This window comes from Erythrobacter mangrovi, from assembly GCF_013260645.1.
GTDB classification, from domain to species: domain Bacteria; phylum Pseudomonadota; class Alphaproteobacteria; order Sphingomonadales; family Sphingomonadaceae; genus Qipengyuania; species Qipengyuania mangrovi.
On sequence record NZ_CP053921.1, the window covers coordinates 769,115 to 781,287 of the forward strand.

The following is a 12,173-nucleotide window of genomic DNA, read 5'->3' on the forward strand; positions in this document are numbered from 1 at the left end:
TTGCACTCCTCGCAGTTCCGATGCTTGCGCCACCGGCCCTCGCCCGAGATGGAACCAGCGCATCGGCCACCGGGAGCGCGTCTGCAGCGATCGTCCAGCCGATCACGGTTCGGGCGCTTGAAGACCTGTTGTTCGGCACATTGGCGATAGGCACCGATGCCAGCGGCTCGATTACCGTCGACCCCGCAAGTGGAAGTGTGGCCTTTCTCGGGGCCTTGAGAAGCGTGTGCGGCGCGGGCGGATGCCTGGCCCACCCCGCGGTCTTCGGCGTAACCGGAGAGGCTGGGCGACGCTATCGCATCGACGCGCCTGCTTCAGCCATTGCCAATCCGGTGGAAGGCGCCGGCCCGGCCCTATCGGTTGTCGACATACAGATATCGGTCTCCAGCCTGCCGGGTAACGCCACTATCGGCTTGCTCGATTCAAATGGTGAAGACCGCTTCCGGCTCGGCGGCACGCTGCAAGTTCCCGCAGGCAGTCCGGCCGGATTCTATCGCGCTGATGTAGAGGTGGTTGTCACCTATGACTAACACTATCTTAATCTCCCACGTAAAACCGCGTAATTCTGCGGATTCTTCCCCGTAAGGGTTTCTTAAAGCCTACGCATTATCCCCTATCGATGCACCGGCCAGGGCTGGGCAGAAGAGTACATCCAGGGGACACCACATGAAGAAACTGATGCTGGCGGCGGTTGCTGCCACCTTCGCAGTTCCGGCCTTCGCTGCGCCGGGCAATACTGCCACCGCCACCGATGGTTCGGCCACCGCGCAGATCGTCGCGCCGATCGCAATCACCCACGTAGCGACCGAGTCGCTGAACTTCGGCATCATCGTGCCGGATTCGGCCGCCTCGAGTGTCATTTCGATCACCACCGGCGGCGTCGGCTCGGTTGCATCGGGCGGCGCTGTCGTGGTCGACGCGTCGGCCCAGCAGGCTGACGCCTTTGACGTGACCGGCGATGCGAACCGCAGTTTCAGCATTGCGACCACTGCTGGTACCGTGAGCAACGGCGCGCAGACGATGGCGTTCTCGACCTCGTTTGACACTGTGGCAGGTTCGGGCACGCTGGACGGGGCCGGTACAGCCAGCTTCACCGTCGGCGGCGACCTGACGGTTGGTGCCGGTCAGGCAGCGGGCACCTACACCGGAAGCTACAGCGCGACGGTGTCCTACAACTGATCGCATGAGGATCGGCCGCGATCCCGCTCTTGAGGATCGCGGCCGCACCTTGCGGGCAGGGAAGGCTTGCGAGCAACCCAGATGAAGCTCCAAGCAACCCTCCTCGCAAGCCTCGCGGTGGCAATGCCTGCCGCAGCGATCGCCGCACCCGGCGGCAGCGCGGCGACGCCCGGCGCTTCCGAAGCCCGGATCGTCGAGCCATTGGCGCTACAGCCACTCTACGACCTCCGTTTCGGAACCTTCATCCAGCCCACGACTGCTGGAACGGTGACGGTCGCCTCGAACAGCACGGTATCCACCACCGGCGGGCTCGACCCCGCCATATTCCCGACGGGACGCGGTGCATCGGGCTTCCTCGTGCATGGCACGGCGAACCGCCAGTTCGTCACGTTCCTGCCGACCACCGCGACCGTTTCCAACGGTACCGCGACGATGACCATCGACAATTTCCGCAAGAATGGCGGTTCAGGAGCCAACCGGCTCGATCTCAACGGCTACTTCGTGCTGCATGTCGGTGGGCGCTTGACTGTCAACGCGAACCAGGCCCCCGGAAATTACTCGGGGACGTTTACGGTTAGCGTTCTTTATAACTAAATTAACCATATTAGTGAAAACCCGTAGATCGTATCGCAACGATCAGGGGCCACCCATGAATTTCGGGTCGAAATTTCCTCGCCGCAGCCTGCCTGCCGTCGCCGGCGCGCTCGCCTGCCTTCTTGCACTCGGTCCGATCGGCGGCCTTGCACAAGATGCCCGTCCTGCTGCCGCCCCGCCGCCGGCAGGCTCGGTCAGCGGCTTTGGCGACGTGAATCTTTTTCCCAAGCGCGTGGTCCTCAACGGCGCCCGGGAAATCGCCAATGTCGGGCTATACAACAAGACAACCGAAACCGGCGATTACGAGATCAAGATCGTCGACATGGCGATGACGCCCAGCGGCAACCTGGTCGCATTCGACAACGGCCTCGACGATGCCACCAAGGCGCGCGTGAAGGTCGCCAGCCCAATGCTTCGCTATTCCCCGCGCCGGGTGACGCTGCGCGGCAGCGAATCGCAGATCGTGCGCATCCTGGCCCGCGCCGACGCCAATCTGGCCCCCGGCGAATACCGGTCGCATTTCATGGTCACCTCGCTGCCCGAAACTGAAGGCTTCAGCATCCAGAATGCGGTCGGCGCGCAGACGCCCGACGGCATTGGCGTGACGATCCGCCCGCGTTTCGGGATCGCCATCCCGGTGATTTTGCGGATCGGCGCCACCACGCTGGAGGTAGGGATTACCAACGCCACGATGCTGACCGCCCAGGATGGAAGCAAGGCGGTGGCTTTCACCGTCACCCGCTCGGGTTCGCGGTCGGCCTTTGGCGATATCGTGATCAAGGCAGCCGGAGCGTCCTCGCCGATCGCCATCTCGAAGGGCGTGGGCATCTATCCCGAGCTCGACAGCCGGCAGGTCATTGTTCCGATCTTCCCCGAGACCGACCCCCGCTTCCTTGCGACGGGTGCACGTTTGTCGATCGAATTCGTCGACGACGACTACGCGCCTGGTAACAAGCTCGCCGAGCACGCCTTCACAGTCCCGTGAGCAGCAGGGTTTTCGTCCGTGGTGCAGGCACGGTCTGCCTGATCACGGCCGCGCTCGGGTTCGGCCTGGCGACCGAGAAGAGCGACCACAAGACCAAGGCACCACCCGGCCCGGAAGGCGGTGGGAAGAAGCGCGATGGCAGGCTCCTGCGGGCACCTTTGCCGACGCCCGGCTTCGGCATGACCACGCCCACGGGGCAGCCGATCCCGGACTCCTCGTTCTCGGTCCGCTCGAAGCGTTCGGAACTGCTGGGTTCTGCCAGCACGAGCTGGGCAGGCACCCTGCCATCAACAGTCCGCCCGGACCTGCCCGCCTTGCCCGTGCCGCAGACCGAAGCTCCGGCACTCCAACTTGCCTCACCCGCTGACGCCGCCGAAGAGGTACAAGCCGCGCAAATCGTGACCGGCGATGTGCTGGCGTTTGCCGCGCAGCCGGAAACGTCTGCGCCGCCGCCCGAACCCGCGCCTGCGCCTGAACAAGGCGCAGAGGCAGTATCGCAACCGGCAGCGCCTGCAGCTTCAATTGAACCGCCCGCCCCCACCTCGCCTGCGGAACCCGAAGCGCCCATTCCACAAGCGACCGAGCCGGCGGACGTTCCTCTGGCGCAAGCGGAGCCTGACGCATCGGCCCCCGCAGCGACACCTGCTCCGGTTGAAAGCTTTGCTTCCGTCTTTGCCATACCGGCGCCCAAAGCAGCATCGGTTGCCGAGCCTGTCTTGCCGCCGCAGCCGGCTCCGCTCGCACCGCCACCACCCCCGGCCGAGGAAACCACCAGTGCCTCGCTGCCGCAAGCGAGCGAACCCGTCCTCAGCGACGAGCGCAGTGCGCAGGCTGCGCCGCCAGAAAGCAACAACCCTGCGCCCCAGATCGCGACTCTAGCACAAGTCGCAGCCGAGCCCGCCGAACCGGAGCCCCTTGCGAGAGGGCCCCAAGCGCCAGCCGCGTCAGCTCCGGTCGCCGAACCCAAGCCGCAACCCTCGATCCAGCCCACCACTGTCGCCGTCCAGTCTACGGCGGAAACCGCCGTTGCCGAGCGCGCCGCGAGTGTGCTGCCGCCGCTGGCCGCCCTGCAAGCCGCGCAGCCAGGCTCCTCTCCGGTTGTGCTGCTCCCCGTCCCCCAGCGCCAACCGGCGCTCCAGCTGGCGCCCACCCGCAATTCGGCGGCGCAAACCGCCTTGGCGGAACCCGCCCCGCCTGCGCCTCCGCCTCCGCCCCCTCTCGCTCCGGTCGCGTCTGCGATGGGAGTTCCCGCCAGCTTTGCCCCAGGCACGATTATCCAACCGGGACGTGCAACTCCGACGGCCGCGCTGGTCCCGGCGGCGCGCAAGGCTTCGACCCTTGGCCTGCCCGGCAACACACCCCAGCTCGATCCGACCGGGGCGCCGATCAACCCAACCGGGGCGTTCGGCGGGACGCCCGGGATTGCCTATACACCCGCCGCGGGCGAACCGCTGATCCAGCATCAGGACGAGCTGATACTCGAAGTTCGTGTCGACGGTTTCGAGGAAGCCGATACGATCATCGCCTACGGCACCCGCGCAGGACTCTATCTGCCGCTGGGGGCCATCGCCCGCATCCTCGACCTCGCGATCGCGGTCGGCGACGAGGGGCGCTATGCCGAGGGCTGGATCCTTGGCGAAGACCGCACGATCGCAATCGACATCCAGGCCGGGACTATCACGATCCCGGGCAAGACCATCCCGATAAACCGTGTGCTGGCGAGCGATTTCGACGGCGAACTTTACCTGCGGCTCGACCAGTTCAGCGCGCTGTTCCCGCTCGAACTCAAGGTCGACCTGCGCTCGCAGTCGGTCCGGATCAAGACACTGGAGCCCTTCCCGTTCGAGGAACGCCGGGCGCGCGAGGCTCGCCGCGAGAAGCTCGCCAACCGTGCCGCTGGTCGGCGCCGCGATGACTTTGAACGGGTCGACCTGCCCTACGAGGCCTTTTCCATTCCCACCGCCGATGTGGAGCTGCGCGCCGTATCGGATTCGGCGAATGGCGAGCGCGTAGAGGGCGACGTATTGCTGACCGGCGACCTGGGATATCTGAGCGCCGAAGCCTATCTCAGCGCCGATACCAAGTACGGCCTGACAGCGGCGCGCTTCCAGGTGGGGCGACAGGATCCCGACGCCGAGCTGCTCGGCCCGCTCTCGGCCACCTCCTTTGCGCTTGGCGATGTGTCGACCACTTCGATGCAGCTGGGCCTGCGTAGCATCTCGGGCCGCGGCATCACGCTGACCAATGCACCGTCGCAACAAACCTCGGTGTTCGACAAGGTCGACCTGCGCGGGATCCTGCCCGACGGCTACGAAGTCGAGCTCTACCGCAACGATATCCTTGTTGGCTCCACCCGCGATGCGGTGAACGGGCAGTATGAATTCCTGCAGGTCCCGGTCGATTTTGGCCTCAACGTGTTCCGGCTGGTGTTCTTCGGGCCTCAGGGTCAGCGTAGCGAAGTGGTCCAGCGGATCAGCGTTGGCGATGGCCGCGTGCGCGAAGGCCAACTGGTCTACAGTCTCGACGCCGCGCAGAAGGGTCTCAACCTGCTCGGCGTCACCCCACCCAATTTCGTGGCGCCCGGGGATTATGGCGATTGGCGGGTCGCGGGCCAGCTGGCCTATGGCCTTAGCTCAGGCCTCACCACCATGCTGGGCGGCTCGTGGTTCCAGAGCGAGGGCGAGGATCGCTGGATCGGTACGGCGGGTGTCCGCACCAGCGTTTCGGGCATGGCGGTGAAGGCCGATTTCGGCGTGGCGAATGGCGGCGCCTATGCATTTGGGGGCGGCATCGCCGGGCGCTTCGGCCGCTCCGCGATTACCCTTAGCCACACCGAATACAGCGGGTTGTTCCCCGACGAGACCAAGTCGATCGGGCTTAGTTTCCTGCGCCGCGCGACCGAGCTTGACTTCAACACCAGCTTCAACCTGGGCGACGACATCACCGGGCTGGTCGTGCCGCTGACCGCGCGGCTGCGCAACTACGTCGATGTCGACGGGCGCAACACGCTGCTCGCGGGCTTCCGTGCCTCGACACGCCTCTCGGGACTGCTCGTCTCGAACACGCTCGACTATTCGCGCTCCAGCGGTGGGGATCTCCAGGCCAATACCCAGCTGTTCGGCAATTTCGACCTTGCCACCATCGGTCGTTCGAAGACCAATGCCCGCGTCTCGCTGGGTTACCAGCTCGCGCCGCAGACCGACCTCGTCAATGCCTCGTTCGAGATCAACCATGCGCTCGATGACCGAACCTCGCTCCGCGCCTCGGCGGGATATCTATTCACCGAAGATGCCCCGGTGTTCAGCATTTCGGGCGTGCGCGAGTTCGAGAAGTTCACGCTGGCACTCGATGGAAACTACAACTTCGTCGACAACAGCTACTTCGTCGGCCTGCGGCTGGGTTTCGGGCTGGGTCGCGATCCCGTGCGGCACGACCTGTTCGTGGCGCGTCCGGGCGTTGCCAGCAGCGGCGGTGCATCGCTGCGCGCCTTCCGCGACCGGGACGGAGACGGCACTTACGGCCCCAGCGACGAACTGCTCGAAGGGGTCACCTTCGCCACCTACAACCAAACGGCGAAGTCGGGCGCGGATGGCGTTGCCCGGGTCAACGGGCTGGGGGCCGGACGCCCGGTTTCGGTGCAGCTCGACCCGACTTCGCTACCCGACCTCGACCTTGCCCCGGCCAAGCCCGGCCTCGAAATCGTTCCGCGCGCAGGTCGCCTGCAGGCGCTCGATTTCGCAGTCATCGCGCTCAGCGAGGTCGAGGGTACGGCGCGCTTCGAAGACGCAACCTCTGGTCGCGGCGTTTCGGGCGTGCGGCTCCACCTGGTCGACGAGAAGGGCAAGATCGTTGCCTATTCGAAGACCGAGCTCGACGGCTACTTCTTCTTCGAGAGGGTTCCGCCGGGGCAGTATCGCCTGCAGATCGATCCCGAACAGGTCGCGCGCCTCCAGCTGTGCCCGATCGAACAGGAAGCCGTATTCGTCGGCTATGAAAGCAGCATCGTCAGCCGCGATATCGCGATCGACAGCTGCGCGACGGGGCTTATCGCACGTCGCCAGTAACCGGCGTCAGAGCCTGCTCAGCGGCCACCACGGCCCGCCATCGCGCTCCGCCTTGTACCTCCCCAGATCCCGCAGCCGCGCCATGAAGGCCGGCTTGAACATCTCGTCCTTCTTGAAGTTCTCGCCAACGTCGCTGGGAAAGGTGTCGTACTGGTCGGCCGTGGTCAGCAGGATTTCGCCATAGGGATTGCTGAGCCTGAGCGCGGCGATTGCACCAATCTCGCTTTCGTTGACCAGCAGGTCGTAGCCGCGTTGGCCATTCTTGAGCGGGCCCGAGCTGGTGTTCAGGCGCGGGTCCGGCTTGCGCGCTGTCGGGCCGTTGCGCACCACATAGACCTTGGGCGCGTTCAGGCGGTATTCTTCGGCGAAGGCCTCCTGCGTCACCGTATCGGTCTTCATGATGCCCCTTTGGGCCATACCGGCACGGACTTCGCGGTCGACCAATGCCATGGCGCGATCGAAGAAGACCGAGCGCCGCACCCCGCCATCATAGAGCGACAGCGGCCTGCCATCGGTCCCGGCGACACGCAGTTGCTGGTGGAACACGGGCATGGCCGAAGAACCCATGGTCGCGGCGGCCAGTGCCTCGGTCGCATGTTCCATGTTCCTGGCCTTGTTCACCAGTTCGCGCAGGTCGGCGTAGCGGAAAATGCCGCGCTCTGCCTCGACGAAGCCGGCGTAGCCGGCAACGCTCGATGCGCCGATCGCTTCGACCAGCCGGTAATCGCCAGCCGGAGCCAACGCTTCGATGACCCGCTTGCGCAGCGGCGCGGTCCCGGCGGCAGAGCCGAACAGCGGCACTTTGATGAGACCCGTGTTGTTGACGACGTCGCTCTCGTGTTCGGGCGAATAGCCCCACACCAGCCGGTCCAGCGCATAGCGCCGCATGTCCGGCGTCTGCTTGGGGTCGAGCGCGACCATCAGCATCAGCGTCTGAAGCGAGCCGGTCGAGATGCCGGTAATGACCCCGATATTGGCAAGCGCCAGTTCGTCCGGCCCGCTTTGCCGGCTCAGCGTATCGAACAGCCCCGCGCCGAAGGCCCCCCATTGGCCCCCACCCGAGAGTAGCAGCACGTTGCATTCCGGCTCGCCCTCCTGCTGGTGGCACAGCACCGCATCGCGGATCGCGCAGGAGAGGGGATCGTCGATGCGGCACTGTTCGAGCGCGGTCGCATCGCGTTGCACGTCGCGGATGATCGGCCCGGGATCGCCGTCCATCACGTGGGTGTAGAAGCCTTCGACCTCGAACAGCAGCGCCCCGCGCCGGAAGACCTTGAAAACGACCAGCCCGATCGAAATCAGGGCAACGATCGCCGTCACCGCGCCAAGAATGAAATTCAGCATGCGTCCCTCCCCAACCCAGCGCGGACAATGCGCTGAAATTGTGAGGATTTCAATCAGCCATGCGCGCCGAACTCATTGGCGATCGCGGTCGAGATACGCAGGCACAGGCGATAGGCGTCGTCGATCGGATCGATGTATTGTGCCCGGATCGCGGCGTAGCCCTCTCCCTGTCCACGCGGATACTCACCCGGTTCATCGAGCGTGAAATCCTCCTTGCGCGGGAAGCTCACCGGATAGGCGCGCCGAAGCTGCGCCAACGCATCCTCGATCCGCAGCGAGAAGACCATCTCGAGGACGTCGGTGCGGCTGATGTCATTGGCACGGCTGAACGCCGGAACCGACACGGCCTTGAGGAAGATGTGCTGCAGCAGGGCGAGGCGCACGGCCTGCAGCACACCGATCAACCGGCGGACACCTTCACGCTCGGGGTGAGGATCGTCATCAGGCACCAGCGCGAGCAGCCGATGGAGCTTGAGCGCATCGACCCGCAGGCGCGAAGCGAGCCGTCGGAACACCCCGTTGCGATCGTCGGTGATCAAGTATTCGGCCAGCGCCTCGCAGGATTCGGCGAGGTGGTTTTCGGTCCCGCGATAGGGGCGGCTGGCCCAATAGGCCGAATTGAACAGCTCGCCATAGGCAGCGACGGTCTTGATGCTGGCAAGCGCGTTGGCTGCGCGCACCAAGCGCATGATCTGCCGTCCGCGCGCGCTTTCATCGAGTAGTGCGGCAATATCCTCGTAATTGCTTTCCGCCGCGCTGCCGACCCCGGCGATGACGTTCACCGGATAGCCGAGCTGCTGGAGGATGGCATTGTGCGGGATTGCCCGGATCTGGCGCAGGTTCATGTCGCGATCGGCGGCAAGGTCCGATTGGCGACGCGACTTGCGACTGCCGGTTTCGTTGAGCAGGCCAAGGCCGAAGGCAGTAATCGCGCGGCTGTAGGTGCGGCTCGCCAGATGGCGCTGCTGGTGCTCCTTGATCGCGCGGTAGAAATCGAGGCTGAGGTCGGTCCGGCGATAGAAGGGGTCGGTCGGCGCATCGGCATCGGTGTGGGCTGGGCTGAATTCGACAATGCTGGTCAGCGTGGCGAGCGCCAGTTCGGGCGTAGCGAAGAACAGATAGCCATCGCCGCCCTGGAAACTCGCTTCGGGTTCGAGCCGGATCCCCGCCCGGGCGAAGCGGCGCTGCGTCCAGGGCGACAGCGGCCATTCCAGCCGGTCCTCGAAGCTGGAAGGATGCGCGCCGCGCCCCATCCCCTCGCCATGGGTGTCGAAGATCAGCGCGGCGACATCGGTCAGCCCATTGGCCGCCATGGCCTCGGCAAAGCGGCCCTGCAGGCGTTCGATCGCCAGGCTCGCCGGGATCTGGCCGACGAAGCGGCCGGCATCGGAAAAACCGGTCTGGATCGAGACCCGCCCCCGCCGACGGGCATAGGCGCGATAGTCTTCCTCTGCGAGCAGAGCATCGAGGAAGCGGCCGCCATGCTCCAGTGCAGTCTCGGTCTCGAACAGCGGCGAAACATCAACCTTGTCCTCGATCCCGAACTGGCGCGCGAAATAGAGCGCCGCGAGCACAGTGGCGGGCTGTTCGCATTCGGCCACCAGCATGCGGATCGGCGCATCGGCATCGATATGCTTGAGGATCTGCGCCATGGCGAGGAACTGGCGTACGGCGGTCGAGCTTTCGACCGCGAGGCTGGCGAAGTTGGCGCTGACCGGTTCGACCCCGGCGAGCAATTCGCGCAGCGCGGCAACGGCGCCGCGACTGCCAAGATCGATGCCCGCCGCATCGCCCAACCGCTGGCGAATGGCATTGTGCAGCTGCTTGGCGTTCACCCGGAAATGGATCCAGCCCATGCCCAATCCATCGGCGCGCATCGCCGCGGCCAACGTGCGGAGTGCGACCGCACGCTCGGTCCCGGCCGACATCGCTTCGGTTTCAAGCTGGTCGATCAGCGGCGTCAAGGACAGCAGTTTGTCCGGACCACCGGCGGTCAGCCGATTGGCCGCGGCCGACAAGGCGCTGGAATCGGAGAGATCACCCGAGAAGTCGGCAGCGCTCGCCGCGGTTCGCGCCTGCGCCGCGCGCAAGGTCGCCAGCAGTCCGTGCTGCGGATCGATTGCTTCTAGCGAAGCGGCATAGCGCTCCAGCCGCTCGGCCTTCTCCAGCAGGCGGAAGGCGATCGACGTGTACCACTTGATATCGGTCCGCCCGTCCATGTCGTATCCGACCCAGCTGGCGAAACGGAAGGGAAGCGGGGCAAGCTCGTGCCACTGCTGTGGCCAGGCGGCGCTGGCGGAGCGCAGCGCCGCGCCGACGATGCGGTCGCGCGCATCCTGCGCGTGGGCGATCGCCGCCATCGCACATTCATGCTCATAGGTGAGCGTGATGTCGGGCCGTCCGCTGGCCGGGCTGGCAGGGATCGCGCCGCCGTTCGCCGCGGCCTGCGCCACGGTGGCAGACTGCGCGCGGCTGAGCAGGAAGGTGGGGTGAGCGGTGAAGACCGCGTGGAGGTGCGGCCGTTCCCAGAAGCTGCGGAAGCTCGCGAAATCACTCCCGGCCGTCGCCAGCTTTTCCAGCCGCGTTTGGACCCCCGCGGGATCGACTAGCTTGCGCAGCCGCCCGGCACGCGATTCGAGCGAAATCGCCTCCAGTTCGTCGATCAGTCGCGCAAGGTCCGCGATGGTCGTCGCGCCGGTCTCGAGCTGGCGCGAAAGGTCGAGCGAGAGTTGGAACACCGGATTGAACAGCGGCGTGTCGGCGGTGCGTGCGTGCAGCGTCCGCAGTCGCTCTTCGAGCGCGGCAAGGGTCGTCTGGAGCGGCTGGTCGGGCATCGTCGTTCCCCTCGACTACGTGGGCGGCGGGTTTGCGCGCCCGTTCGGCGGGAAAGCCGCCCCACTGTCAAGGCGCGGTTCGGGCGGCGCGCCATGAATACGGTTGCGGCGATCCCGACGGTTTGGGGGCTGGACAGCGCGCGCGCAAGCCTCCACCCACGCACGCGCATTAACCCAAGCCCGGAACCGAACGGTCACAGCTTGGCGCAGACACTATAGAGCTTGGCATACGGGATATAGGGCATGAGCGACTGGACCATCGGCATCATTGGCGGATCGGGCCTCTACGCGATGGATGCGCTGGAAGATGCGCAGTGGATCAAGGTCAACTCGCCGTGGGGCGAACCCTCGGACGAGATCCTGTGCGGCACCATCGGCCATGTCAGGGTGCGTTTCCTGCCGCGTCATGGACGGGGGCATCGCATCCTGCCATCGTCGCTCAATGCGCGGGCGAATATCGATGCACTCAAGCGCGCCGGGTGCACCGATATCCTGGCGATCAGCGCGGTGGGCTCGCTGTCGGAAGAACTCCCGCCTGGGCGCTTCGTCACCGTCGACCAGTTCATCGACAATACCAAGGGCCGTCCCTCGACTTTCTTCGGCGATGGCTTCGTCGCGCATGTCAGTATGGCGGAACCGGTCTGCACGCGCCTGTCCAAGCACGCCGCCAAGGCGGTTGCCGCAGCCGGCGGTGAATGCAGCGAGGGAGCGACCTACCTCGCGATGGAAGGCCCGCAATTCTCCAGCCGTGCGGAGAGCAAGCTCTATCGCCACTGGGGCGCCGAAGTGGTCGGCATGACCGGCATGCCCGAGGCGAAACTGGCGCGCGAGGCGGAGCTGCCTTACGCCCTGCTGGCCATGGTCACCGACTGGGACAGCTGGCGCGACAACGAAGCGAGCGTCGACGTCGCCGAAGTCATCGCGCAGATGAACAAGAATGCGGCCATCGCGCGCAAGGCGGTCGAGGTCTTCTGCAAGGGCCTGCCCAAGAAGCGCAATCCCTCGCCGATCGACCACGCCTTGACTGATGCGGTAATCACCGCGCCCGAACACCACGACAAGGAGCTGTTGACCAAGCTCGACGCGGTGGCTGGTCGCCTGCTTCACCCGGGCTGACACCGGCGGATAACGCTACGGCACCCACCGACTTCGCTTGATTGCACGCTGCGGCGG

Annotated in this window: 8 protein-coding genes; 6 read left to right on the plus strand and 2 right to left on the minus strand. The window is 65.6% G+C overall.

Annotated elements, in window-relative coordinates; genetic code table 11:
- The first annotated feature begins 20 nt into the window (after nt 1-20).
- The 5 genes from HQR01_RS04050 to HQR01_RS04070 all read left to right on the plus strand — a co-directional run bounded on the left by HQR01_RS04050 (nt 21) and on the right by HQR01_RS04070 (nt 6,822).
- Complete coding sequence (locus HQR01_RS04050; protein ID WP_173212789.1) at nt 21-530, plus strand: DUF4402 domain-containing protein; 510 nt, start codon at nt 21-23, stop codon at nt 528-530.
- A 136-nt stretch (nt 531-666) separates the two neighbouring features.
- Complete coding sequence (locus HQR01_RS04055) at nt 667-1,179, plus strand: DUF4402 domain-containing protein (RefSeq protein WP_173212791.1); 513 nt, start codon at nt 667-669, stop codon at nt 1,177-1,179.
- A gap of 81 nt (nt 1,180-1,260) precedes the next feature.
- A complete protein-coding gene (locus HQR01_RS04060) occupies nt 1,261-1,773 on the plus strand; it encodes a DUF4402 domain-containing protein (RefSeq protein WP_173212793.1) in 513 nt (170 codons plus the stop codon).
- Nucleotides 1,774-1,828: 55 nt separating this feature from the next.
- Complete coding sequence (locus tag HQR01_RS04065; RefSeq protein WP_173212794.1) at nt 1,829-2,758, plus strand: hypothetical protein; 930 nt, start codon at nt 1,829-1,831, stop codon at nt 2,756-2,758.
- Complete coding sequence (locus tag HQR01_RS04070) at nt 2,755-6,822, plus strand: MSCRAMM family protein (protein WP_173212796.1); 4,068 nt, start codon at nt 2,755-2,757, stop codon at nt 6,820-6,822. The genes HQR01_RS04065 and HQR01_RS04070 overlap by 4 nt, the downstream gene beginning before the upstream one ends.
- 6 nt (nt 6,823-6,828) lie before the next feature.
- On the opposite strand, the gene HQR01_RS04075 is transcribed toward HQR01_RS04070, so the two are convergent.
- Together HQR01_RS04075 and HQR01_RS04080 are read right to left on the minus strand one after the other, a co-directional pair.
- A complete protein-coding gene (locus HQR01_RS04075; protein WP_173212798.1) occupies nt 6,829-8,166 on the minus strand; it encodes a patatin-like phospholipase family protein in 1,338 nt (445 codons plus the stop codon).
- A gap of 53 nt (nt 8,167-8,219) precedes the next feature.
- The gene (locus tag HQR01_RS04080) at nt 8,220-11,000 is read right to left on the minus strand and encodes a phosphoenolpyruvate carboxylase (protein ID WP_173212800.1); all 2,781 of its coding nucleotides are present in this window, start codon (nt 10,998-11,000) and stop codon (nt 8,220-8,222) included.
- 243 nt (nt 11,001-11,243) lie between these two features.
- Here HQR01_RS04080 and mtnP point away from each other — a divergent pair, with 243 nt between their 5' ends.
- Nucleotides 11,244-12,116, plus strand: coding sequence for an S-methyl-5'-thioadenosine phosphorylase (gene mtnP, locus HQR01_RS04085; protein WP_173212801.1), 873 nt, complete (start codon nt 11,244-11,246; stop codon nt 12,114-12,116).
- Nucleotides 12,117-12,173: the final 57 nt, after the last annotated feature.

Coding starts and splice junctions, on each gene's coding strand:
- HQR01_RS04065 (WP_173212794.1), top strand. CDS start 1,829: ATGAATTTCGGGTCGAAATTTCCTCGCCGCAGCCTGCCTGCCGTCGCC.
- HQR01_RS04055 (WP_173212791.1), top strand. CDS start 667: ATGAAGAAACTGATGCTGGCGGCGGTTGCTGCCACCTTCGCAGTTCCG.
- HQR01_RS04060 (WP_173212793.1), top strand. CDS start 1,261: ATGAAGCTCCAAGCAACCCTCCTCGCAAGCCTCGCGGTGGCAATGCCT.
- HQR01_RS04080 (WP_173212800.1), bottom strand. CDS start 11,000: ATGCCCGACCAGCCGCTCCAGACGACCCTTGCCGCGCTCGAAGAGCGA.
- HQR01_RS04050 (WP_173212789.1), top strand. CDS start 21: ATGCTTGCGCCACCGGCCCTCGCCCGAGATGGAACCAGCGCATCGGCC.
- HQR01_RS04075 (WP_173212798.1), bottom strand. CDS start 8,166: ATGCTGAATTTCATTCTTGGCGCGGTGACGGCGATCGTTGCCCTGATT.
- mtnP (WP_173212801.1), top strand. CDS start 11,244: ATGAGCGACTGGACCATCGGCATCATTGGCGGATCGGGCCTCTACGCG.